This window comes from Rahnella sp. RcJ3 (assembly GCF_009498575.1).
GTDB lineage: Bacteria > Pseudomonadota > Gammaproteobacteria > Enterobacterales > Enterobacteriaceae > Rahnella > Rahnella aceris.
Map to the genome: position 1 here is coordinate 36455 of NZ_QSNX01000023.1, position 23672 is coordinate 60126.

Genomic DNA, 23672 nt, shown 5'->3' on the forward strand with positions numbered 1-23672 from the left:
GTCTTATCGCATATCGGAAACAGGCAACCTAGTATCATTGCTCCCCCGCAAGTTAATCGCTATGTATGAAGTAGTTGAGGCGACCCACGATGAATGGCAGCAATCGCACTGAAAATGAATGATGTTCTCTACACCAAAGACCGTTTTATGTGTCCTTCGTGCAGAGATAATTCAAACTCTCTTACTTACCCACATCCCCGTTCCATCCCCCGCCCAGTGCGGCGATCAGCTTGACGCTGGTGACCATCTGGGTGCTGAGCAGTGACAGGACGCTTTGTTGCTGGGTCAGGCTGGTGTTTTCGGTGGTCGCGACGTCGAGATAGTCGATCATCCCCGCCTGATACTGGTTGTAGGTCACGCGGGCGGATTCTTTGGCGGAATCGGCGGCGTTCTGGCGGGCGACCAGTTCGCTGTCCAGCGTGTGCAGTTCAACCAGATAATCTTCCACTTCCTGCATCGCGGTTAACACGCTCTGGCGATAACTGGCGACGTCGGCGTCATACGCGGCTTCGGCTTGTGCCACTTTGCCACGGGTGGAACCGAAATCCAGTACCGTCTGGCTGAGCTCCGGGCCTAAAGACCAGACGCGGTTTGGCAGCGAGAACAGGTTATGGAAGGCCGAGCTGGCAAAACCGCCGCTGGCACTTAAGGTCAGATCGGGATAATACGCGGCAGTGGCGACACCGACTGCCGCATTGGCAGAGGCCATGGTGCGCTCAGCGGCGGCGATATCAGGACGACGCTGCAGCAGTTGCGACGGAATCGCATCCGGCATCGCAGGCAGGTTCAGTTTTACGTCGCGGGCGGCGAGGCTGAACTGCGCTGGCGGTTTGCCGATCAGTACGGCGATAGCGTGCTCAAGCTGGGCGCGCTGCCATTGCAGATCCAGCGCCGACGCTTTGCTACTTTCCAGCTGAGTCTGTGCCTGCGCCAGTGTGCCACGCGAGGTACTGCCACCGGCATACTGGTTCTCAATCACGGTCAGATAACGCTGATAGGCGTCAATACTTTGCTTATACAACGCGATTTGCTGATCCATCACCCGCAACTGGAAATAATCCTGCGCCAGTTCGGATTGCGCGCTGAGCGTCGCATCGGCCAGATCGGCCTTGCTGGCCTGCGCGCTGGCATCCTGTTCTTCTGCCGTGCGGCGCAGTTTGCCCCACAAGTCCAGTTCCCAGCTTGCACTCAATTGTGCGGACTGGCTGTTGCTGGTGGAGGTTGAGGTGCCACTGCGCGTGCTGCCGACGGTGGCATCCACGGAAGGATACAAATCAGAACGCGCCTGCGTCACCAGTGCCTGGGCTTCGCGGTACTGCGCGGCGTACTGGGCAACGTTCTGGTTGGAAATCTGCACCTGTGTCAGCAGGGACGACAGCTCAGGATCCTGATACACCGCCCACCAGTCGCCTTTGGCCTGATTATCTTTCGGGATCGCGGCCGTCCAGCCTTTGGCTTCTTTAAATGCCGTTGGCATAGTCACATCCGGCCGTTTGTAATCAGGACCGACGGCACAGGCGCTGACCAGTAAGGCCAACGCCAGCGGAGCAAGACGGAACACCATTGAACGTGTTTTTTGCAGAGTCATCAGATTCGCTTCAGGGTAATGAGTTTCAGTGTGATCAGTCATGAGAACTGGCCTCCGGCGGCGTCGCGTGAGGACGCAGACGTTGCCACAGACGATGCGTCGCGCGGCTGGTGCGATCCATATACAGGTAAACCACCGGCGTGGTGAATAACGTCAGGATCTGGCTCAGTGCCAGCCCGCCGGCAATTGCCAGACCCAGCGGACTGCGCAGATCCGCGTCCCCCCCGCTGCCCATCGCCAGAGGCAGGGCACCAAAGAACGCCGCCAGCGTGGTCATCAGGATCGGACGAAAACGCATCAGACAGGCCTGAGTGATCGCCTGTTGTGGCGTCAGACCAAGCCGCCGTTCGGCGTCGAGCGCGAAGTCGATCATCATGATCGCATTCTTTTTGACGATGCCGATCAGCAGCAGGATCCCGATCAGCGCGATCACCGTCAGTTGCGTATTGGTCATCAGCATCAGCAACAGCGCCCCCAGACCGGCGGAAGGCAGCGTGGAAAGAATGGTCAGCGGGTGAATATAACTTTCGTACAACACGCCGAGCACGATATATACCGCCGCCAGCGCGGCCAGGATCAGCCACGGCATGGAACTGGCCAGCGCTTCAAACGCCTGCGCCGTTCCCGCATAACTGCCATGAACGGTATCCGGCAAGCCGATTTGTGCCATGGCGGTTTTCAGCGCAGCCTGCGCATCTTCCAGCGCATAGCCGTCGGCGAGATTGAACGCGATAGTCGTGGTCGCTGTCTGCCCCTGATGGGATACCGACAGCGGTGCGTTGGCGCCGCTGAAGGTGGCAAACGCCGACAACGGCACCTGATTACCAGAATCGGTCACGACATACAGCTGATGCAGGACATCCGGATTGCTGGTGTAGTCAGACGTCAGGTTCATGACCACGTGATACTGGTTCAGCGTTTTATAGATCGTGGCAACCTGCCGCTGGCTGAAAGAATTGTTGAGCAACGTGTCAATCATCTTCACGTTGACGCCCAGTTGCATGGCACGATCCCGGTCGATATTGAGCATGACCTCCTGACCGCCGGTTTGTGCATCGGAATCCACACCGGTCAGTTGCGGCAGTTTCGCCAGCGCTTTCTGCACCTTCGGAGCCCATTCCCGCAGCACCGAAAGATCGTCAGATTGCAGACTGTACTGATACTGCGCGTTGGCGCTGCGCCCGCCGATATGCAGATCCTGCGCCGCCATCAGGAACAACTGCGCGCCCGGCTCCTTGCCGGTCGCCATCATCAGACGGTTCGCCACCTGATTGGCGGTCGAGGTACGTTTGTCGAAATCTTTCAGACGCACGAAGAACGTGGCGGTATTACGTGAACCAAAGCCGCCGCTGCCCGCCGAACTCATCACCGCTTCTACCGCCGGATCGTCCTGAATGATCTTGCTGTATTTCAGCACCTGCGGCTGGATCGACTGAAACGACGTGTTCTGATCCGCACGCAACATGCCCATCAGCATGCCGGTGTCCTGATCCGGGAAGAAACCTTTTTCCACCACGGTATAAAGATAGAAATTGAGGATCACGGTGAGGAACAACCCGACCAGCGTGATCAGCTGATGGCGCATAACCCAGCCGAGCGCGGCAGAATAGGCCGCCAGCAGTTTGTTAAGGCCATGCTCGATCATGCGGTAGATGCGCGGCTGACGTTTTTCCACCGGCGGTTTACGTTTGAGGAAACGTGCGCACAGCATCGGCGTGAGGCTCAGTGACACCAGCATCGAGATGATCAGCGAGACACTGAGCGTCACCGCAAATTCGCGGAACAGACGCCCGACGATACTGCCCATCAGCAGGATCGGAATGAAAACGGCGATCAGCGACAGCGTCATCGACAGCACGGTGAAGCTGACTTCCTGTGCGCCTTTCAGCGCCGCCCGCACCGGTCCCATTCCCTCTTCGATATGCCGCGTAATGTTCTCCAGCACCACAATGGCATCATCAACCACGAAACCGGTGGAGATGATCAGCGCCATCATCGAGAGGTTATCCAGACTGTAGCCAAGCAGATACATCACCGCGCAGGTCCCGATCAGTGACACCGGTAGCGCCACGGCGGGGATCAGCACAGCATTCCAGTTACGCAGGAACACAAAGACCACCGCGATCACCAGCAGCGTGGCTTCCAGCAGGGTCATTTCCGTATCACGCAGGGAAGCGGAAACGTTAGGCGAACGATCCAGAGCCAGGTTCAGTTGCACATCGCCCGGCAGACTTTCTTTCATCAGCGGCAGCGCGGCTTTGATCGCCTGAATGGTTTCCAGCATGTTCGCGCCAGCCTGGCGCGTTACACCAATCATCACCGACGGCGTGCTGTTGTAATACCCGACGTTGTATTTGTCTTCGACGGAATCATACACATTGGCGATATCGCTGAGGCGGATGGCCGAACCGTTGATGTAGGTGACAATCAGCGTTTTGTACTGCGCGGCGGTACTTTGCTGGCCGTTGCCTTCAATCATCCACGACTGATCCGACCCTTGCAGCAAACCTTTCGGCAGGTTGCTGGTGCTGTCGGCAATCGCAGCACGAATGGTGTCGAGGGAAATCCCGTAAGAGGTGACGGCTTCAGGGCGTAAATCAATACGCACACCCGGCAGCGCGGACCCCACCAGAGAAACCTGCCCGACGCCGTTAACCTGTGCGATTTTCTGTTGCAACTGGCTCGAGGCAATATCGTACAACTCACCTTTACTGCGCGTGGCCGAGGTCAGCGCCAGCATGATGATCGGCGCATCCGACGGGTTGGCTTTGCGGTAGGTCGGCAGCGACGGCATGCTGCTGGGCAGTAACGCACGGGAGGCGTTAATCGCCGCCTGCACGTCACGCGCCGCGCCGTTGATGTCGCGATCGAGATCGAATTGCAAAATGACACTGGTCGAACTCTGCGAACTGCGCGAGGTCATTTCCGTCACACCGGCGATTTGCCCGAGCGCCCTTTCCAGCGGCGTCGCCACCGTCGCCGCCATGGTTTCAGGGCTGGCACCCGGCAGACTGGCACTGACCAGAATGGTCGGAAAATCGACCTGCGGCAGCGGTGCCACCGGCAGCAGGCGATACCCGAGCAAACCCAGCAGGAGTATCGCCATGGTCAGCAGCAATGTCGCGACCGGGCGGAAGATGAAGAAACGCGAAATGTTCATTTATTCCGCCTGCTTCGCTGCACGCCGGTGACGTGGATTAAGGCGGTGAGAAAGCCGGTCAAACATCAGGTAGATCACCGGCGTGGAGAACAGCGTCAGAACCTGACTGAAGATCAGACCGCCGACGATCACCAGCCCCAGCGGCTGACGCAGTTCCGCGCCGGATCCGCTCGCCAGCATCAGCGGCAACGCCCCTAGCAGCGCGGCCATGGTGGTCATCATGATCGGACGAAAACGCAGTAAACACGCCTGGTGAATCGCCTCACGCGGCGATAATCCCTGTTTGTTTTCCGCATCCAGTGCAAAGTCGATCATCATAATGGCGTTCTTTTTCACGATGCCGATCAACAGGATCACCCCGATCAGTGCGATCAGACTGAATTCCGTACCGGCAAAGATCAGCGACAGCAACGCACCGACCGCCGCCGACGGCAGCGTGGAAAGAATGGTCACCGGATGGATAAAGCTTTCGTACAGAATACCGAGCACGACATACATGGTCAGCAGTGCGGCGAGGATCAGCCACAGCGTGTTGCCGGTGGCACTTTCAAATGACGCCGCCGCACCCTGATAGCGCAAAGTGATGCTGTCCGGCATGGCGATATCAGCCACCGTGGTTTTGATCGCCTGCTGCGCCTGCTCCAGCGAATAACCGTCTTTGAGGTTAAAGGAGACGGTGACCGCAGGGAACTGATTGAGGCGCGCCTGCAACAATGCGCCGGTGCGCATGTGGATTTTGGCAATCGACGTCAGTTTGACCATGCCATTGGTCGCCCCGGCATTGGTGGTGGTGGTCGAGGTGCCGCTGTCCGATGTCGAAGAAGACGTGGTGCTGGTGGTGGTCGCCACCGTGCCGGATGTTGAGGTGCTGTTGTTGGTCGCCAGATAGACATCGTCAAAAGAAGCCGGTGACTGCTGGAACTGCGGGGCCACTTCCAGCACGACGCGGTACTGGTTCGCCTGGGTAAAGATGGTGGAAACCAGCCGCTGGCCGAACGCGTTGTACAGCGCGGTATCGACGTCAGACGCCGTAATACCGTAGCGTGCGGCAGCGTCGCGATCGAGCTCCACATAGGCGATCTGCCCCTGATTTTGCAGGTTGCTGACCACTTCGCTGAACTCCGGCAATGCACTGAGTTTCTCAATCAGCTTCGGTGTCCATTGCACCAGATTTTCGCTGTCGGCATCATCCAGCGTGAACTGGTACTGGCTTGGCGTGACCTGATCGTCCACCGTCAGATCCTGCGAAGCCTGCATATAAAGCTCAATGCCCGGCACGCCTGCGGTCTCCTGCTTCAGGCGTTCAATGATCGCCGGTGCACGTTCGCTGCGTTCATCAAAGGATTTCAGGCTGATCTGCAAACGTCCGCTGTTCAGACTGGTGTTATTACCGTCCACGCCGATGGTAGACGACACGCTTTCCACATCCGGATCATTGAGGATAGCGGCGGTCAGCAATTGCTGACGACGCCCCATCTCGCTGAAGGAGACATCCTGCGAGGCCTGGGTGATCCCCTGGATCATGCCGGTATCCTGCGACGGGAAGAAGCCTTTTGGCACAATCACGTACAGCAACGCGGTGAACACTAACGTCGCGGCAGCGACCAGCAGCGTGAGCTTCTGATGGTTCAGTACCACGATCAGCATACGATCGTAACCGGCGATCATTTTGTCAAAAAACTCACCGCCTTTACGGTAAAACTTGCTCTGTTTTTCTTCCGGCGTGTGACGCAGCAAATAGGCGCACAACATCGGTGTCAGGGTCAGCGACACCACCATCGATACCAGAATCGACACGGCCAGGGTAATGGCGAATTCGCGGAACAGACGCCCGACCACATCGCCCATAAACAGCAGCGGGATCAGTACCGCAATCAGCGAGAAGGTCAGGGAAATAATGGTGAATCCGATCTGCTGCGAACCTTTCAGCGCCGCCTGCATCGGTGTTTCGCCCTCTTCGAGGCGTCGTGAAATGTTTTCGACCACCACGATGGCGTCATCGATAACAAAACCGGTGGCGATGGTCAGCGCCATCAGCGAGAGGTTGTTAAGACTGAAACCGCACAGGTACATCACACCAAAGGTGCCAACCAGCGAGAGCGGTACGGCCACGCTTGGGATCAGCGTCGCCGCGACATTACGCAGGAACAGGAAGGTGACCATCACCACCAGCGCAATCGACAGCAACAGCTCAAACTGAACGTCGCTGATCGAGGCACGGATAGTCTGGGTACGGTCAGAAATCACGCTGATTTTGACCGAATCCGGCAGCGCTTCCTGCAATTTCGGCAGTTGTGCTTTGATGGCATCCACCACCTGAATCACGTTGGCGCCCGGCTGACGCTGAACGCTGATAATGATCGCCGGTTGTTTGTTCGCCCACGCAGAAAGGTACTGATTTTCCGCTGCTTCGGAGAGCGTCGCGACGTCGCGCAAACGCAGCGCCGCCCCGTTTTCATAATTAACAATCAGGTTGCCGTATTCAGCGGCGGTGCGTAGCTGGTCATTGGCATCGATGGTGATCGAGTGGTGCGGCCCGTCAAAGCCCCCCTTGGAACCGTTGACGTTACTGTTGCCGATCAGCGTGTTGATGGTTTCCATGCTGAGGTTATGCGCCGCCAGTTTGCGCGGATCCACCTGCACGCGGATCGCAGGCTGATGCCCGCCCGCCAGCGTGACCATACCGACGCCGGAAATCTGCGACAGTTTCAACGCCACGCGGGTATTCACCAGATCCTGCACTTTGGTCAGCGGCAGGGATTCAGAGGTCGCGGCTAATGTCAGCACTGCGGCATCCGCCGGGTTCACCTTCTTGTAAGTCGGCGGATTGGGTAAATCGCTGGGCAGCAGGCTGTCAGCGGCATTGATCGCCGCCTGCACTTCCTGCTCAGCCACATCAAGGGACAAATCCAGCGAGAATTTCAGCGTAATAATGGAGGAGCCGCTGGCGCTGGTGGAATACATCTGACTCAGCCCCGCCATCTGCCCGAGCTGACGCTCAAGCGGCGCGGTAATACCCGACGCCATCACGTCCGGACTGGCGCCCGGATACAGCGTGGTCACCTGAATGGTCGGGTAATCGACCTGCGGCAGCGCCGAGGTCGAGAGCATGTTGTAGGCGAAAATCCCCGACAACAGCACGGCGACCATCAGCAGAATGGTCGCGACCGGCCGGAGTATAAAGAGGCGTGAAGGATTCATTTAGACCCGCTGTCTTTACCGGCTGTAGTTGGGGGTGCATCAGGCGCGACGGCCGTTCTATCCGCGCCGGTGGTGGCTTTATCCACACCGCCGCTCTGCTGACGCTCTTTGGAAGAGCCACCTGCTGCTGCAGCCTCACCAGAATTCGGTGTGACAATCTCGACTTTAGTGCCGTTGTTCAGACGGTCAATACCGGTGGTGACCACCTGCTCGCCCGGCTTCACGCCGGACAAAATCGCCACCTGGTCATCACCAAAATCCGGGCCGGACTTCACGCTGCGACGCTCAATGGTGCTGTCGGCTTTCACCACATACACAAAGTCGCCGTCGCTGCTCAGCTGCAATGCCGCCGCCGGGATCACCGTGGCATCTTTCAGCGTCGCGACCTGTAAGCGGGCATTCACAAACTGATTCGGATAGAGTTTTTCATCGTCATTATCAAACAACGCTTTCAGCTTGATACTGCCGGTACTGGTGTCAATTTCGTTGCTGATAAATTGCAGTTTGCCCTGTCCGAGCACTTCGCTGCCGCTCTGGTCAAAAGCCGTGGTTGGCAACTGATTGCCGCCGCGCAGGGCTTTGAGCAGGGTTTGCAAATTGCTTTGCGGCACGCTGAAGGTCACGGCAATCGGCTGAGTCTGGGTAATGGTGACGATGCCGGTGGTCGAACTGCTGGTGACCATGTTGCCCGGATCCACCAGACGCAGGCCGACGTGGCCGCTGACCGGCGCGGTGATTTTAGCGTACTCAAGGTTCAGCTTAGCGGCGGCGATTTGCGCCAGATCGGCTTTCACTGCTCCCGCGTACTGACCGGCGGTCGCAATCTGGCTTTCCAGATCCTGACGTGCCAGGGAATCCTGTGCATACAGTTTGCGGTAACGTGCCAGCGTCAGTTCAGCACTTTTCGACAGCGCCTGATTCTGCGCTAAATCGCCCTGATACTGTTCCAGCGTGGCCTGATAACTGCGCGGATCAATCTGCGCCAGCAACTGACCCTGCTCCACTTTCTGCCCTTCGGTGAAATACACCTTCATCAGCTGACCATCGACACGGCTGGTCACCGTCACCGTCGCGTTCGCCACCACCGTGCCCAGCGCACGCAGATACACCGGCACATCGGCCTGTGCGGCCTTTCCTGCCTGCACCGGCGTTGCCATTCCTGCCATCATCTGGCCGCGCATTGCGCGCATGCCGCCACGGCCCGGTTTTTTATGGGCAGAGGGATCAGAGGCACTTTGGTGGAAAGCAAAAAACCAGACCAGGATCGCGGCAACGATAATGGCGACAATAACCCACACGAATGTGCGTTTTTTGGAACGAGACGAGGCAGTCGGCAGCATAAATTTCTTGGTTTCGCAGTATTAATGAGGAGAAAACAGCTGAAAAATGACCTTCAACCAGAGATTTTCAATATCAGTCAAAAAACCATTATCCCCGAAAAGTGCGGGTGTCTGTTTTTAGGACAACGTAAAGATTTCGTTAGCAATTAAGAATTTCTATTTCTATCAGCAGGATGAATTATACCCGCTAATTTATCCTTTCGAGGCATCTAATGTTAATCACTAAATGAGAATGAATATTGAAGACCGCAACAAAAAAGCATCAGGAAGTGTCAACGAAGACCGGAATTTTGTCAGGAAAACGCGGAGTTAGTGCGGAAAATGCACTGAGATCCCACCCGAACAGGTGAGAAAACCAGAGCTAAATCCTGAAAATATGACCTATAGATAATTTATATTGTTTGCGCCGACCACGGCTTGATATGGTGAAATTTCTGATTGTTTTTCATTTCCATGCAGGGACTCAGGCGAATGCAGACAAAATTTCAATCCAGACCAGTCATTGGGGTAACGCTCGACAGCGAGGAAGCCGGTGGTTATGCCGATTATCCCTGGTACGCCTTACGTCAGAACTATATGAACAGCCTGGCGGAACTGGGTGCCGTTCCGCTGGCGTTGCCACATCACGCGGCGCTTGCCGATGAATATCTGGCGCTGTGCGACGGCATTGTCGTGACCGGCGGGGCGTTTGATGTACCGCCTGAACTGTTTAATGAGCAACAAACCAGTGATCAGGTTCGCCTGAAACCCGCCCGCACCGAATTTGAAAAAGCCATTGTTAAAGGTGCCATGCAGCGCAATATGCCGCTGCTCGGGATTTGCGGTGGCCAGCAACTGCTTGCCGTATTAACCGGCGGCACGCTGCATCAGCATATTCCCGATGCGCTGCCCGATGCCCTGGAGCACAGCACGACTGTTGACACCGAAAACGCGGGCGGCAAAAAACGCGCGCGTCACCCGGTAGAAATTGTTGAAGGTTCACTGCTCAGCCGCTGCGTAGATCGTGACCATTACGTCGTGAACAGCTCACACCATCAGGCAGTGAAATCCGTCGGCCCCGGCTGTATCGTCAATGCTTACGCACCCGACGGCGTGATCGAAGGCATTGAATGTGAAGGCTATGATTTCTGTCTTGGCGTGCAATGGCACCCTGAATATCAGCAACATGCGCAGGATACTCAGCTTCTTAATGCATTTGTTGTTGCCGCTTCGCGCTATCAGCAGTCGATGCGCTCAGCAGGTAAGGCGATGACCGAAGCCATGAATGATGTGATCGGCCGTGCGGGAGACGAACCGGCATGAACCCGGCGGCACTGAAATCGCAAACGGAGCAGATACTGCGGGAACTGCATATCGACCCGGCGGTTATCGCACATCGCACGCTGCCGTATTTTGAAGAAGTAAGTGAGCACTTACTGGTGGAGGCGGAAACGGATGCCGAAAGCGGTAAAATATACCGTCTGACCGCCCCCGCCTCTGCCGCCTGGCATACCATGAGACAAAAGGCGGCTACTGACGGCGTGGGGATTTATCTGGTTTCCGCCTACCGCAGCCTGAATTATCAGGCTGATTTAATCCGCGCCAAACAACTGGCAGGCATCGCCCCGGAAGATTTCTTTACCTCGCTGGCGCCGCCCGGATGCAGCGAGCATCACACCGGCTGCGCCGTGGATATCAATACGCCCGGCTGCGACGAAGTGACCGGCGTTTTTGGTGAAACAGAAGCTTTTCAGTGGCTGCAAACCCACGCCGCCGGATTCGGTTTTGTGATGTCATTCCCGCTGAACAATCCCTGGGGATTCATTTATGAACCGTGGCACTGGTGCTGGCATTCCAATTCCTGATGAATCCTCTACACTTACCGCCCTCTCCGCTACAGGCTTTAAGGGACCACCATGGAACTCGCCGTCACGAACGCTGATTTTTACCTTAAAATTTTGGGGCCGGAAGACACGGCTGTCGTTCATGCTTATTTTCGCGATAACGCCGCGCATCTCGCGCCGTGGGAGCCTTTACGGCCAGCGGACTTTTACGCGCCTGAAACCCTGCGGGTCCGTCTGAGCAATGCTTTTGATGAAGCAGCCTGCGGTACGGCATTCCAGTTTGGCATCATCAGCCGTGAAACCGGTGACATGCTCGGTGCCTGCAATTTTACCGGCATCGCCCGCGGCCCCTTTCAGGCCTGCCATCTGGGATATTCGGTCGCGGAAAACCAGCAGGGAAAAGGACTGATGCATCGGTCGCTGGCAACCGCCATTGATTACCTGTTTCGCGAGCAGGGTCTGCACCGCATTATGGCCAGCTATATTCCGGACAATCATAAAAGTGAGCGCGTACTACTGCGTCTGGGCTTTGAACGCGAAGGGTATGCGAAGTCATATCTGAAAATTGCCGGTTGCTGGCAGGATCACGTACTGACTTCCCTGATCAATCCTCACGACAATGCGTGAGGAACATCACAGTTACCATCACTAAAATTGTCGCCTGAAGATTTATCTGATAGGCCAATTTTCTGTTTCATTTTTCGAACAAATAAAACACACTATGCGTTCAACAGGCATCTGGCAGACAGATGCCTGATTTCAACATCTTCTTATAAGTCATAAATTTCAATGCAATCAGATACCGTTTCGCGCAGGACAGCATGGCTTCGCGTTGTGATGATGGCTATTGCCGCATTCATCTTCAATACCACTGAATTTGTGCCCGTCGGATTACTCTCCGACATCGCCGCCAGTTTCAATATGCAGACAGCACAGGTCGGCCTGATGCTGACCATTTACGCGTGGGTGGTCGCGCTGATGTCGCTGCCGCTGATGCTGCTGACCCGCAACGTTGAACGAAAGCGCCTGCTGATCATCATCTTTTGCCTGTTTATCGCCAGCCATGCGTTATCTGTCGTCGCCTGGGATTTCTGGAGTCTGGTGGCCTCGCGCGTCGGTATCGCCCTCGCCCACGCCATTTTCTGGTCGATCACCGCCTCACTGGCGATCCGTGTGGCACCGGCCGGTAAAAAAACACAGGCACTCAGTATGTTAGCGACCGGCACCGCACTGGCAATGGTGCTCGGCTTGCCGCTGGGTCGTCTTATCGGTCAGTATCTTGGCTGGCGAACCACCTTTATGAGCATCGGCATCGTTGCGCTGATCACACTGATTTGTCTGATTAAACTGCTGCCGCCGCTGCCAAGTGAACATACCGGTTCACTGAAAAGCGTGCCGATGTTGTTCCGCCGTCCGGCGCTGGTCGGTATGTATCTCCTGACTGCGCTGATAGTGACCGCTCACTATACTGCATACAGTTATATCGAACCGTTTATCCAGAGCGTTGCCAACATGGGTGAAAACTTCACCACTTTCCTGCTGCTGATTTTCGGCGGCGCGGGTATTCTCGGCAGCATTGCGTTCAGTTTGCTTGGCAACCGTTTCCCGGCAGCCATGCTCAGCGGCCCGATCCTGCTGGTCACGCTTAGCATGCTCCTGTTGTTTGTGGCGGTGATGAATCCGGTCGCGATTTCAGTGCTGTGTATTATCTGGGGACTGGCGATGATGATTATCGGCCTGGCAATGCAGGTGCGCGTGCTGGCGCTGGCGACCGACGCCACCGACGTGTCAATGGCGCTGCTTTCCGGTATTTATAACATCGGTATCGGTGCCGGCGCGCTGATCGGTAATCAGGTAAGTCTGCATCTGGAAATGAGCAACATCGGCTACGCCGGTGGCCTGATCGGCTGCATTGCGTTCGTCTGGTGTCTGACGATTTTCAAACGCTATCCGCAACTGAAAGCGACGAGCTGAATACGGATTAGCGCAAAACTCAGACCGAATACCATTCCTGTATTCGGTCTTTTTTATATCTGTATCTTCAACACATTAGCGCAATAATTTCAGGTTTCCCGTCAGCGATTTAATCCACTTTTCCGGCCCCACCAGCCCGACACCGTCGATCACTTCATCGTATAAATCCCGCAACGGGAACATCATCTCGTATTGCTCAAACTGATGCATCGTGCGCGCAAATGCCGGGAACGGCACCACGCTGCGCTCGCCTGCTGCGTCCAGTGCTTTAAACATCAGCGCCTTAATGTGATCGGGCGTGGCCTGCAGAATGGGCAGCGGAGTTTTAGAGATAGTATCGGTCGTGACACCCTTTGCGTCAGTCAGCGAACTGCCCGCCAGCATCGGGAATTTTGCCGCTAATCCGATGCCAATTACGCCTGCCGTGTTCGCCAGTAATCCCGGCGGAAGTTCGGGATTGAGAATAATTGCCACCCGCAGTTTATCTGCCATTTTTGCGCCCTTTTCATCATTATTGATGACAAAAATGATAGCGCCTGGCCGCTGAAAGGTGCTTTCTTTTCCCGCCGTAAAATGCCCTAATCTGGTTATCTCTTTCTTAAAATCACATTTAAAAGGCAGATTATGTCCATATCTGAAATTTCACCGGCAGACCTTCGCATTCTCAAACAACTTCAGGGTTCGGGCAGAATGACCAATCAGGAGCTGGCGGAAAAAGTGGGCATGGCCGCTTCTCCCTGCTGGCGGCGCATGAAACAGCTGGAAGACAGCGGCGTAATCACCGGTTATCAGGCGAACATCGACAGGAAAAAAATCGGGCTGGGGTTGCTGGCGTTTATCCGGGTGAAAATCGACAGTCACAGCGAGGAAGATGCGCAACGTTTCGAGCAGGAAGTGGGGGCGCTGCCTTCGGTGATTGCCTGTTACGCGATTGCCGGCGATGCGGATTTTCTGTTGCAGGTGGTCGCTAAAGATCTCGACAGTTTTTCCAGTTTCGCGATGGAAGTGGTGCGTCGTCTGCCGGGCATCAAAGAGATGCAAACCTCGTTTGTGCTCAGGGAAGTGAAACCGCTGGATGTGCTGCCGCTGGAGGGAATGTAAGGCAATGCCCGACAAAAGCCGGGCATATTTTTAAAACAATGACGCGCCGTAATGCTTATCCCAGCACTCTTTTCACGCAGCCTTTAAATACCCTGACACCAATGTCCAAAGCGTCGAGATCAAAGCGCATATCAGGATGATGCAGCCCGGGCGTGAGATTCGCGCCCAGTCCCCAGAACCCGGTTTTAATGGCCGGACGCTGGCGTGAATAGTGGAAGAAATCTTCACTGCCCGGTGTAAATTTCGGTTCAGTCAGGCCCTCTGCACCTAAAACTTCTGTAACAGATTCCGCGATAATCGCGGTCACGTCACTGTCGACTTCTGCCGCAGGCATCTCTTTCATCACATGAATTTCCGCGGTGGCACCCAGCGCCGCCACGCTGTGCTCAATCGCACGAATCACCTTTGCTTTCAGTTCATCCATCGGTTCATTGTGCTGCGAACGCAAATCCCAGCACACGCGGGCTTCCGCTGGCACAGAATTGGTCACACCCGCATCGCACAGGAAACGGGTGGCTTTCACGCTGTATGTCAGGCTCGGTGCCAGATGAATAGTATTCACTGCCTGAACCGCCGCCACGGCGGCATCCAGCGCGTTAATGCCCAGGTGCGGGCGCGCCGCGTGAGAAGGAACACCGGTGATAATCGCCTCCACCGTCGCACAGGCAGAGTAATACATTGCGGGCACCGCCTGCCCCATCGGGCATTCTTCAAGTGGCCGCACATGGAACCCCAGCAGCATATCCACATCATCAATGGCGCCCCCTTCCACCATGGCCAGGGCGCCGGTGCCCAGCTCTTCAGCGGGCTGAAACAAAATTTTCAGGCGGCCTTTTTTAACCATGCCTTCTTTCATGATTTCCTGCGCCGCTGCGAGCACGACAGAGGAGTGACCATCGTGGCCGCAGGTATGGCGCGCCACCAGCTCGCCATCAATGATATGGCCGAGTGCATCCATATCGGCACGCAACGCCATGACCGGACCGGGCTTGCCGCTGTCGATTTCAGCGATAATTCCTGTGGTGCCGTTCACATGACGCGTGACGTTAAACCCCGCATCTTCAAGCGCCTGCGCGATATAAGCCGATGTTTTAAATTCGGTAAAACCCAGTTCAGGGATGAGATGTAAATGTTGATAATGTTCAATAGCTTTCGACACGGGTAAAGACTCCGGTAAATTCATTTTCAAAACAGTGCAATCGAAAATCAGGCAAAAATTCGCATCAGGATCATCGAAATAATGGCGTTCAGTACGCTGGTCAGCATCAGCAGAGGCCAGTATTTTTTCGGCACATCCGCCACGCCAAGCAGGCGTCCCATGTATTGCAACTGAGAACCCATCAGGAAAATTGCCGGTGCCAGGATGGTAATCTGCGTCATATCCAGCGTGCCTTTGGTCAGCAAACTGATAGCTACACCCGTACCCGCCGAAGACGATAGCCATGATGTGAGCAGCACGGTAACGGCTTCACCTGGCAATCCCAGCAACCCCATGAGCGGCGCGAAAATGTGCCCCACCAACGTCATTACGCCGAGCAGATTGAGCATTTCTGAAATGACGTAAGCCATTACCACGTTAGGCATCAGATTATTGATAGCAATATTGAAGCCTTTACGGGCACCGACCACGAAAATATCGAACGGGTTTGAGGAAACTCGGGTGGCATTACTCATTTTCAAAATCTCTTTTATAAACGGTGTTCAACACAAAGCGGACAAATACCGCGCCGACAAATTTCATCACGAACATCACCACCAGCGGAATAATCACCGGCATGGTTAATGATGCAAACATAGCGGAACCGATGGAGAAATAGTTGTTGATCAGACCGGCACCGGAATATTGCCATGCACCCATGATCACTACATCTTTCTTTGTGACCTGTTTATTATCGTAAAGCTCTTTACTTAATGCAGCACCGGCATCAGTGCTTTGCAAATCGGTAATTAATGCCAGACCGGTGTGGCCGGGAATGCCTAATATCGGCTTAAGCAGTGGTGTTAATAATTTATGTGCAGCCCGGATTGCCCCGTAGTGCGTAAATATTTCTAATAATCCCAGTGCCAGCATGACCGTCGGCACCAGAGATAAGGCAAAAAGGAAACCGGCTTTCGCACTGACACCGCCCGCCCCGACAAACGTGCTGGTTTCACCTTTCATGGTACCGAACGAACCGCCCAGCGTGGTGAAGTCAAAGGCTCCCAGCCACGCCATGCCATCCACCTTTAAAAATGCACCAGAAAACAGCAGGATAACGACAATAAGCGACACGTATGCCCCCTTACCGACTTTCCACTCGTCCACCTCAGGGGTGGCTCTCTGTTCTGATATTCGTGTGTCACTCATACTAACGTTCCTTCTCTGGTATCTGTCTGCAATAAAAAATCAGGAATACAATTCCTGTCAGTTTTCAATGAATGTCATGTGAGAAAACAGGTTATTCATTCAGCACCTGATTTCTGCTCATTTTTATTTTTAACCACAGACAAGAGAGCAGGAAACGTGCCAACTTTCACTTTTTAATAAACAGTAAAAATAGTTAAAAAACAGATAAAAAATAAAAACGAAAAATAGCCCTCATCGTAATAAAGGCTTTTTAATAAAATCATTCAATCGCGATGAAATAACCGGGAATTCATTGCACCATTTTGGTTTATGACGCACCAATAAAGGGCCCGGGTATTTTATTTCATGCACTGTTTATCAACATGTCATATGGCTACTTCCCCGCTGCCCAGAATTATTTCAGCAAGCAACGCTGTCCGCAGCGGAATATCATCAATAATAATATGCTCGTCCCGGGCATGAATGCCGGAGCCTGTCGCACCCAGTCCGTCGAGCGTGGGGATACCCAGCGCCGAGGTAAAATTACCGTCGCTGCCGCCGCCGACCGCTTTGCCTTTCAGCGCAATTCCCAGCCGTTCAGCGGCATGCTGCGCCTGCAAAAAAAGCGCTAAATTCTGCGGTGTCTGTTCCATTGGCGGGCGGGACATCCCGCCGGTGACCACCACCTGCGCACCTGCAAGATGCGGCTGGCAATCTTTGATGGCCGCTTCCACGCGCGCGGCCTCTGCCATATTGCTCACACGTAAATCCACACCCAGTACGGCATGATCGGCGACCACATTAATTTTGCCGCCACCGCTTGCCAGTCCGACGTTGACCGTCGTGCCAGCCTGCGGGGCATTCAGGCTGTGAAGGGCTAAAATCTGATGCGCCATTTCCTCAATCGCGCTGATGCCATCTTCCGGATTGTTGCCCGCATGGGCCGAACGACCGGTGATTTTCACTTCAAACCTGCCGGATCCTTTACGGGCAATTTTGGCCTCATGGGTACGCGCCACGGCCGGTTCGGCCACCAGAACCCGTGCGGAATCAGCAGCACATTGTTCAATCCATTTACGCGATGACGGGCTGCCGAGTTCTTCATCCGAAGGACAAATAAACTGAATGCGATGCGGCGACAGCACGCCGGTTTGTACCAGCGCCCGCACCGCCCAGATTGCCTGCACCAGCCCGCCTTTCATATCCAGCACACCGGGCCCATATAAACGGCCGTCTTTTTCCACCATCTCCAGCTCACCGCATTCCCACACAGTATCGAAATGGCCAAGAATACTGGTCACCTGCGGCCCGTTACCGACACTGAACAGCAGATGATTGCCGAGTTTTTCCTGCGGGCAAACCTGTGCCTGCACATCCAGCCGCTCCGCCATGATGCTTTGCAGTACGTCTCCGCAACGGTCAACCGCCACTTTATTCAGCGAAGGGGATTCGGCCTGAACCAGGCGCTTTATATCACTGAGGATCAGCGAGGCATGTTGTTGCAGATAGTCATACACGGTTGGCATGAAATTTCCCGATGTCTGTTTTGTCGTCAATTTTGATTATCTACAACCCATCACATAATATAAATGTCGTTTCAATGACTATATTGTTGCCTTTTGGTCAACAGACACCGGGAACACCGATGAGCCAGATGTTTCACGAGAAGCAGATCAGTTATCTCTACGAGGTGGGGATCCAGGGCGGGATCCGCCGTGCGGCCGATATTCTGGGCGTCAACGCTTCGGTGATCAGCCGTCAGATCGCCCTGCTGGAACGCACACTGCAACTGCCCTTACTTGAACGCAGCGGACGCACAGTGGTGCTGACCGATGCAGGAAAACTGCTGGCGGATGATTTTTTTGAAAGCCGGATACGTCGCGAAAAACTGGAGCGGCATTTAAAAGATTTGCGCTATATGAAAGGCGGCGCAGTCACCATTCGCGTCGGTGCCGGACTGGTTGATACGTTTGTCGAGCACGTACTGAAAAACTTTGCGACATCTTATCCCAATGTTTTTGTGGAAATTGTCGCAGGGAATATGCAGGAAACACTGGCGTCGATTGTCCAGGGAGAGGCCGATATGGCACTGGCGTTTGGCCCGATTGGTAACCCGGAACTGAAGCGACACAGTTTTCCGTGGGGGCCGATCTGCGCAGTGGTCAATCCGCAGCACCCGATCGCACATCTGAAAACAGTCTCGATCGAAGAACTGAACAAGCACCCGCTGATTTCGCTCAGTGAGACGTTTGGTTTGCAACGCCACATGAACGCGATGTTCCAGAGCAAAGGTTTTTTGTTCACTCCTGCCTACCGCTGTAACCTGTTCTCGACGGCCATGAGCCTGAGCATTTCAGGCATGGGGATTTCCTTTATGAGCGCACAGGCGGCAGGTGAACGCATCGAGCACGACATTCTGGTGGCGGTTCCCATTGATCACCCTATCGCCACCGAAGCCCAGTGCCATTTATTGCGCAATTCAGACCGGCGTTTCACGCCCGCAGCGCATCATTTATGGCAGTTACTGCTGAATTTTTTCCAGAAACAAAATGAGCGGTAAGGCGTTTTGCAGTGCATGACAATTAGATAGTTATGCGGTAAAATTTACATAAATATGCAAAATGTCTTTTACCCGACGCCGGTTTTGCGATATCAATATAGGCATTGAAACTTTTAGCAGACAGACCCCCATTCATACAGGATTTAACCGATGACAACTATTCTCAAGCACCTTCCTATCAATCAGCGTGTGGGGATTGCATTCTCCGGCGGTTTGGACACCAGTGCAGCCCTGCTGTGGATGCAGAAAAAAGGGGCGATTCCTTATGCCTACACGGCCAATCTGGGTCAGCCTGATGAAGAAGATTACGATGCCATTCCGCGTAAAGCGATGGAGTACGGTGCAGAGAAAGCCCGCCTGATTGACTGCCGTAAACAACTGGTTGCAGAAGGGATTGCCGCCATTCAGTGTGGCGCATTCCATAACACTACGGCGGGCGTGACTTACTTCAATACCACGCCGCTGGGCCGTGCCGTGACCGGCACCATGCTGGTTGCCGCAATGAAAGAAGACGGCGTCAATATCTGGGGCGACGGCAGCACATATAAAGGTAACGACATTGAACGTTTCTACCGTTACGGTCTGCTGACCAATGCTGAACTGAAGATTTATAAGCCGTGGCTGGATACCGACTTTATCGATGAACTCGGTGGCCGTCATGAGATGTCCGAATTTATGATTCAGTCCGGTTTCGATTACAAAATGTCGACCGAGAAAGCCTACTCCACTGACTCCAACATGCTGGGCGCAACGCACGAAGCCAAAGATCTGGAATTCCTCGATTCCGGCGTCAAAATCGTTAACCCGATTATGGGCGTGAAATTCTGGGACGAGAATGTGGTCGTGAAAGCGGAAGAAGTCTCCATCCGTTTTGAGCGTGGTTATCCTGTCGCACTGAATGGCGTGACCTTTGACGACAGCGTGGAGCTGATGATGGAAGCCAACCGCATCGGCGGTCGTCATGGCTTGGGGATGAGCGACCAGATTGAAAACCGTATCATTGAAGCCAAAAGCCGTGGCATCTACGAAGCCCCGGGGATGGCGCTGCTGCACATCGCTTATGAGCGTCTGCTGACCGGTATCCATAACGAAGATACCATCGAGCAATACCATGCAAATGGCCGTGTACTGGGTCGTCTGCTGTATCAGGGCCGTTGGTTCGATCCGCAGGCTCTGATGCTGCGTGACTCCGCACAGCGTTGGGTCGCCAGCGAAATCACCGGTGAAGTGACTCTGGAACTGCGTCGCGGTAATGACTACACCATCATGAATACGGTATCTGAGAACCTGACTTACAAACCAGAGCGTCTGACCATGGAAAAAGGCGATTCTGTGTTCTCACCGGATGACCGTATTGGTCAGCTGACCATGCGGAACCTGGACATCACCGATACCCGCGAGAAGCTGCAAAACTATGTTGAGACAGGCTTGCTGACTTCTTCCGCCTCTACCGGTTTACCGCAGGTGGATAACAATAATCTGCCACGCGGATTGCAGGTGAAGAATAAGTAATTGCTGTTAGCTTAAACGAGCGGGCAGGATCATCATCATTACTGATGCCCTGCCCGCTCAATAATTTGCACCTAATGATTTCGTGTACGGCGTTCAATTAACTGATGTGTTTTCGGGTTGTAATAACGGCTCGGCCAGATCACCGCAGGATGCACACCAATTGCCTGACCAATCAGTATTTCCCCTTTCGGCCACGGACGCGAAAGCGCATTCGATAGCGTTGAAGAACTTAACCCCGCAGCCCGTGATACCGCCGCCAGTGTCGTACCCTTCTTGCGTAACGCCGCAATAATATCTGCCTGATGCCAGTCTTGATTATTCATGAGTTTGTGCTCCTGATGTCAGGATCACAGGGGAATGTGGGAAAGGTAAAAAGGTGAATAACTGATACAGGTTCATTGAGAACTCCATCTAACTAAGCTGATGTTTTCGCACAACAGAAATTGTGCCGTTTCCAGTAGAGTTCGAGTTCTCACGCCCGGCTGCGGATTTTGCCGCAGCGACGCGACTATAGCGTAAAGCGCGTGACTAAACCAAGTGGCTAAGAACGAAACTGAGGTGATGATTCCAGATAAATTTAATGGTTTGCAAGGAGTTGCAGGGATTGCAGGTGTGCTCCTCCTCCTGCGAAGGGGGAGGCTGGGTGGGGGTTTCGCAAACCATAAAACAGTCAATGTTTCCGCATTGCGATCTGACCTTAATACCCCAAGGAAGGGAGCTGATTTGCATCATTTTTTTAGTTATCAGACCAAATTTGGGATATGCAAAACGTCGTCACAGGAAGACGAATAAACGGAGTCGGGTAGTGAATTTTTTTGGGGTATTGAACAGATTTGAGGAAGAAGCTTTTGGAGCGGGGTGAAGGGAACAGCAATAAATAAATAACACAATGATATTTATGAATTAAATATTGTAATATTAATTTTATATACACATTCCTATACACAACTCTTCGCTCCACCTTTCGTAGAGAACTTTACAACATGTAGTGGCATACCGATTTTGGCAACATAAGCAGAAGTGTGGAATTTCCACTCCTGGTACGTACCTGCCACAGGCAGCTAAGTATACAAGGGCTGCTATGAGCGAAGAGCAGGCGTGGCCCGTTCACATATATCGAGGTCTGGCATTATCCGGATGCCACCTATGGTCGTCTTCAGGAAATTGACCAAGGTGCTATCGTGGACAACAAGCGCCTCGGGCGCACACTCGAATTTATTAAACTGGTTCAGGACAAACGCGACAATAACTGCTCTCAGGCGATACCTGACGGAAATGGCCTCACGCGACGGCGCATAAAACCAACTGAGAAGAAATCCCAGCGTTCACTTAACTGCGACGATATGCTAGGAACCCTAGAAGACACTGCAATCACGTTCTGAGAAAAATTTCGGCAAAATGAAATAGCTTCAATGGTATGATATACGAAGGAAAGCCCCGGGAAACCGGAGTGAAATTCGGGAGTAACCAGAAGTCCCAACCGCTTCGCGGTAAGAGCTAACAAACGATACATAAATTTAGTAAATGAGAGAAAACCTTAAAAGGAGTTTTTTAATGACCGTTGGTGAATATGCAAGAAAAACTTTTGAAAAACTGAGTGATAACCCACGAGGCTACAAAGCAATCATAGCAGAGGCGGAAAGAGTTTTAATCAACTCTGGTGTTAATTCAGTTAGTGAAAAACAATTTTGGATTGAATTATATAACCTTCTAAACTCTCGACCACATTATATTAGTGAGAGCCAGGGCGGGGATTCTTTAAGTAAAATAATAGCGGATGCTAAAAGCATTATAGCTAAAAAAGCGAGTTAATAACCATGACTATGGTACAAGAGTCTTATAATTTCTGGAGTTTAATTGTTTACTCAATTTCAGCAATAATAGCTTTATGGATGCTAAAGGGAGTGAAGGGGCAAATAAAGGAAGCTGTTGAATCCAATAAAATCAATAGATTAAATTCACTCCTTGCACTAGAGAGTCAAATCGCCGCAAGAAGACAGGAGTTAAGTTCTGCAGGTATTGCTATTGGTGAGTTTGCTAATCTTCCCCAAGATGAAAAATATGATGCTGCTGCGCTTAGATTCAATGAAGCGATTCAAATGTATTTGAATGCTCTTGATAGATTATGTTTTTGTATTAAGCAAAATTATCTTGATGAAACGGAGATGAAAGCAGAATATAGAGAGCTAATTACCCTCGCAGTCAAGGACCATGAGGATAAATTTGGTGCTAGCACCCCTTATCGTAATATAAAAAAAATATATGATAAGTGGGTAGAAAGTTAAGGGTTTGGTTCGCAAAATGACGTTATGCTAAATAGGCCACTGTGGAGAGATTTTCGCAACGGCCTTTTCAATATATGGACATTTCTAAAGAGCCACCCACTAATTAGACAATTCTAGTGAGCTTTGAAACCTACGATGGTAGCAGGGATAACCAGCTCGTCATCGAGGATCTCACACAGAATACGCTACTTACATACATATCATGTAAGTAGCGTTGATTTTATTTATTCATTTTCATGGCCTTGCGTATGATTTCAGTGGTGATATCCTCTCCCATCTGAATGATCGCTCCGTACATCGACACTCCAAGTCCTCCCATGAGTACGCCTTGAGATGCCATGCGAGATGAACGAGCTTCGCTTTCTGCTGAAGCTTTCTCATAGAGTTTTTTACTATCTTCATCGCTCTTTACCACTGTCATTTGTTCGATGTCGGCAGCTGAAATAAAAGCACCTTCAATCAAAATTCTAGTTGAATTAGAGACGTAAGGAATGATTATATTTTCTAAAACCTCATCTTCATTGTCGCAATCAGATTCAATATAAATCTTTAATTTTTCATTTGATTTAGCCTTTGAATTTCCGCTTTTTTTCATTTTTACAAGAACGTGAATGTAACTCATGGCAGCCTCTATTGATGTGTGTATTCAATTGAAACATTAGATAAAATGTTTTATTGGTGAATGTCAATCCAATCTGATAATTACATTTATAAGAACAAAATAGCTGACCTGCTCCCCGTTGATTAATACACCACGATGTTAGTAATGTCTTCATAAGCCACATGAGGACATCCCCATGAA

The 23672-nt window shown here is 52.9% G+C and carries 20 protein-coding genes and 1 pseudogene; 10 read left to right on the forward strand and 11 right to left on the reverse strand.

Features of this window, described 5'->3' with window-relative positions; all coding sequences use genetic code 11:
• Positions 1–181: 181 nt before the first annotated feature.
• Genes DXU84_RS21810 through DXU84_RS21825 form a run of 4 tightly spaced genes read right to left on the reverse strand, consistent with a single transcriptional unit; the run spans position 182 to position 9289 of the window.
• Entirely contained in the window at positions 182–1630 is a 1449-nt protein-coding gene (locus DXU84_RS21810; RefSeq protein WP_153376644.1) for an efflux transporter outer membrane subunit, read from the reverse strand.
• Positions 1623–4748: an efflux RND transporter permease subunit gene (locus tag DXU84_RS21815; RefSeq protein WP_153376645.1), complete on the reverse strand. Its 3126-nt coding sequence runs from the start codon at positions 4746–4748 to the stop codon at positions 1623–1625. The genes DXU84_RS21810 and DXU84_RS21815 overlap by 8 nt, the downstream gene beginning before the upstream one ends.
• Positions 4749–7949, reverse strand: coding sequence for an efflux RND transporter permease subunit (locus DXU84_RS21820; protein WP_153376646.1), 3201 nt, complete (start codon positions 7947–7949; stop codon positions 4749–4751).
• A complete protein-coding gene (locus DXU84_RS21825; RefSeq protein WP_134706620.1) occupies positions 7946–9289 on the reverse strand; it encodes an MdtA/MuxA family multidrug efflux RND transporter periplasmic adaptor subunit in 1344 nt (447 codons plus the stop codon). Before DXU84_RS21825 ends, DXU84_RS21820 begins: the two co-directional genes overlap by 4 nt.
• Positions 9290–9760: 471 nt before the next feature.
• Between DXU84_RS21825 and DXU84_RS21830 the strand changes: the two genes are divergently transcribed.
• The 4 genes from DXU84_RS21830 to DXU84_RS21845 all read left to right on the forward strand — a co-directional run bounded on the left by DXU84_RS21830 (position 9761) and on the right by DXU84_RS21845 (position 13086).
• On the forward strand, positions 9761–10591 hold the full coding sequence (locus tag DXU84_RS21830; RefSeq protein ID WP_037035205.1) for a gamma-glutamyl-gamma-aminobutyrate hydrolase family protein: 831 nt from the start codon (positions 9761–9763) through the stop codon (positions 10589–10591).
• Positions 10588–11133 (forward strand): D-alanyl-D-alanine carboxypeptidase family protein, encoded by a 546-nt coding sequence (locus tag DXU84_RS21835; protein WP_153376647.1) that lies wholly within the window; start codon positions 10588–10590, stop codon positions 11131–11133. The genes DXU84_RS21830 and DXU84_RS21835 overlap by 4 nt, the downstream gene beginning before the upstream one ends.
• Positions 11134–11184: 51 nt before the next feature.
• A complete protein-coding gene (locus DXU84_RS21840; RefSeq protein WP_015689418.1) occupies positions 11185–11739 on the forward strand; it encodes a GNAT family N-acetyltransferase in 555 nt (184 codons plus the stop codon).
• 162 nt (positions 11740–11901) lie between these two features.
• Positions 11902–13086, forward strand: a complete 1185-nt coding sequence (locus tag DXU84_RS21845; RefSeq protein WP_131638650.1) for a sugar transporter — start codon at positions 11902–11904, stop codon at positions 13084–13086.
• A gap of 75 nt (positions 13087–13161) precedes the next feature.
• Here DXU84_RS21845 and DXU84_RS21850 read toward each other — a convergent pair whose 3' ends face one another.
• Positions 13162–13578 carry a DUF2000 domain-containing protein gene (locus tag DXU84_RS21850; RefSeq protein WP_153376648.1) on the reverse strand — a complete coding sequence of 139 codons (417 nt, stop codon included), beginning with the start codon at positions 13576–13578 and terminating at the stop codon, positions 13162–13164.
• A 132-nt stretch (positions 13579–13710) separates the two neighbouring features.
• On the opposite strand from DXU84_RS21850, the gene DXU84_RS21855 reads away from it, so the two are divergent.
• Positions 13711–14187 (forward strand): Lrp/AsnC family transcriptional regulator, encoded by a 477-nt coding sequence (locus DXU84_RS21855; RefSeq protein ID WP_153376649.1) that lies wholly within the window; start codon positions 13711–13713, stop codon positions 14185–14187.
• Positions 14188–14242: 55 nt separating this feature from the next.
• Here DXU84_RS21855 and DXU84_RS21860 read toward each other — a convergent pair whose 3' ends face one another.
• The 4 genes from DXU84_RS21860 to DXU84_RS21875 form a co-directional block, all read right to left on the reverse strand.
• A complete protein-coding gene (locus tag DXU84_RS21860; RefSeq protein ID WP_013574122.1) occupies positions 14243–15346 on the reverse strand; it encodes an amidohydrolase in 1104 nt (367 codons plus the stop codon).
• A gap of 47 nt (positions 15347–15393) precedes the next feature.
• Positions 15394–15861 carry a YjiG family protein gene (locus DXU84_RS21865; RefSeq protein ID WP_013574121.1) on the reverse strand — a complete coding sequence of 156 codons (468 nt, stop codon included), beginning with the start codon at positions 15859–15861 and terminating at the stop codon, positions 15394–15396.
• Positions 15854–16534: a nucleoside recognition domain-containing protein gene (locus tag DXU84_RS21870; protein ID WP_015689416.1), complete on the reverse strand. Its 681-nt coding sequence runs from the start codon at positions 16532–16534 to the stop codon at positions 15854–15856. Before DXU84_RS21870 ends, DXU84_RS21865 begins: the two co-directional genes overlap by 8 nt.
• Before the next feature lie 365 nt (positions 16535–16899).
• On the reverse strand, positions 16900–18039 hold the full coding sequence (locus tag DXU84_RS21875) for a M20 family metallopeptidase (protein ID WP_153376651.1): 1140 nt from the start codon (positions 18037–18039) through the stop codon (positions 16900–16902).
• Between the two features lie 128 nt (positions 18040–18167).
• Here DXU84_RS21875 and DXU84_RS21880 point away from each other — a divergent pair, with 128 nt between their 5' ends.
• Both DXU84_RS21880 and argG read left to right on the forward strand, forming a co-directional pair.
• Positions 18168–19073, forward strand: a complete 906-nt coding sequence (locus DXU84_RS21880; RefSeq protein WP_037035253.1) for a LysR family transcriptional regulator — start codon at positions 18168–18170, stop codon at positions 19071–19073.
• Positions 19074–19223: 150 nt separating this feature from the next.
• The gene (gene argG, locus DXU84_RS21885) at positions 19224–20585 is read left to right on the forward strand and encodes an argininosuccinate synthase (protein WP_015689414.1); all 1362 of its coding nucleotides are present in this window, start codon (positions 19224–19226) and stop codon (positions 20583–20585) included.
• Between the two features lie 71 nt (positions 20586–20656).
• Here the strand turns inward: argG and DXU84_RS21890 are convergent, their stop codons facing one another.
• Positions 20657–20908, reverse strand: coding sequence for a helix-turn-helix transcriptional regulator (locus DXU84_RS21890; protein WP_013574116.1), 252 nt, complete (start codon positions 20906–20908; stop codon positions 20657–20659).
• 768 nt (positions 20909–21676) lie between these two features.
• Between DXU84_RS21890 and DXU84_RS21895 the strand changes: the two are divergent.
• The 3 genes and pseudogenes from DXU84_RS21895 to DXU84_RS21905 form a co-directional block, all read left to right on the forward strand.
• Positions 21677–21992: pseudogene (locus DXU84_RS21895) on the forward strand (ISNCY family transposase); the annotation flags it as partial.
• Positions 21993–22139: 147 nt separating this feature from the next.
• Entirely contained in the window at positions 22140–22397 is a 258-nt protein-coding gene (locus DXU84_RS21900; protein ID WP_153376652.1) for a hypothetical protein, read from the forward strand.
• Positions 22398–22402: 5 nt separating this feature from the next.
• Positions 22403–22870, forward strand: coding sequence for a hypothetical protein (locus DXU84_RS21905; RefSeq protein WP_153376653.1), 468 nt, complete (start codon positions 22403–22405; stop codon positions 22868–22870).
• 220 nt (positions 22871–23090) lie between these two features.
• Here the strand turns inward: DXU84_RS21905 and DXU84_RS21910 are convergent, their stop codons facing one another.
• Positions 23091–23492, reverse strand: coding sequence for a hypothetical protein (locus DXU84_RS21910; RefSeq protein WP_153376654.1), 402 nt, complete (start codon positions 23490–23492; stop codon positions 23091–23093).
• Between the last annotated feature and the right edge of the window lie 180 nt (positions 23493–23672).

Excerpts from the sequence above, each read along its gene's own strand:
- DXU84_RS21900 (WP_153376652.1), top strand. The coding sequence starts at position 22,140 with ATGACCGTTGGTGAATATGCAAGAAAAACTTTTGAAAAACTGAGTGAT.
- DXU84_RS21850 (WP_153376648.1), bottom strand. The coding sequence starts at position 13,578 with ATGGCAGATAAACTGCGGGTGGCAATTATTCTCAATCCCGAACTTCCG.
- DXU84_RS21820 (WP_153376646.1), bottom strand. The coding sequence starts at position 7,949 with ATGAATCCTTCACGCCTCTTTATACTCCGGCCGGTCGCGACCATTCTG.
- DXU84_RS21855 (WP_153376649.1), top strand. The coding sequence starts at position 13,711 with ATGTCCATATCTGAAATTTCACCGGCAGACCTTCGCATTCTCAAACAA.
- DXU84_RS21815 (WP_153376645.1), bottom strand. The coding sequence starts at position 4,748 with ATGAACATTTCGCGTTTCTTCATCTTCCGCCCGGTCGCGACATTGCTG.
- DXU84_RS21870 (WP_015689416.1), bottom strand. The coding sequence starts at position 16,534 with ATGAGTGACACACGAATATCAGAACAGAGAGCCACCCCTGAGGTGGAC.
- DXU84_RS21865 (WP_013574121.1), bottom strand. The coding sequence starts at position 15,861 with ATGAGTAATGCCACCCGAGTTTCCTCAAACCCGTTCGATATTTTCGTG.
- DXU84_RS21840 (WP_015689418.1), top strand. The coding sequence starts at position 11,185 with ATGGAACTCGCCGTCACGAACGCTGATTTTTACCTTAAAATTTTGGGG.
- DXU84_RS21825 (WP_134706620.1), bottom strand. The coding sequence starts at position 9,289 with ATGCTGCCGACTGCCTCGTCTCGTTCCAAAAAACGCACATTCGTGTGG.
- DXU84_RS21890 (WP_013574116.1), bottom strand. The coding sequence starts at position 20,908 with ATGAATAATCAAGACTGGCATCAGGCAGATATTATTGCGGCGTTACGC.
- DXU84_RS21835 (WP_153376647.1), top strand. The coding sequence starts at position 10,588 with ATGAACCCGGCGGCACTGAAATCGCAAACGGAGCAGATACTGCGGGAA.
- DXU84_RS21910 (WP_153376654.1), bottom strand. The coding sequence starts at position 23,492 with ATGAGTTACATTCACGTTCTTGTAAAAATGAAAAAAAGCGGAAATTCA.
- DXU84_RS21810 (WP_153376644.1), bottom strand. The coding sequence starts at position 1,630 with ATGACTGATCACACTGAAACTCATTACCCTGAAGCGAATCTGATGACT.
- DXU84_RS21875 (WP_153376651.1), bottom strand. The coding sequence starts at position 18,039 with ATGCCAACCGTGTATGACTATCTGCAACAACATGCCTCGCTGATCCTC.
- DXU84_RS21845 (WP_131638650.1), top strand. The coding sequence starts at position 11,902 with ATGCAATCAGATACCGTTTCGCGCAGGACAGCATGGCTTCGCGTTGTG.
- DXU84_RS21830 (WP_037035205.1), top strand. The coding sequence starts at position 9,761 with ATGCAGACAAAATTTCAATCCAGACCAGTCATTGGGGTAACGCTCGAC.
- argG (WP_015689414.1), top strand. The coding sequence starts at position 19,224 with ATGACAACTATTCTCAAGCACCTTCCTATCAATCAGCGTGTGGGGATT.
- DXU84_RS21880 (WP_037035253.1), top strand. The coding sequence starts at position 18,168 with ATGTTTCACGAGAAGCAGATCAGTTATCTCTACGAGGTGGGGATCCAG.
- DXU84_RS21905 (WP_153376653.1), top strand. The coding sequence starts at position 22,403 with ATGACTATGGTACAAGAGTCTTATAATTTCTGGAGTTTAATTGTTTAC.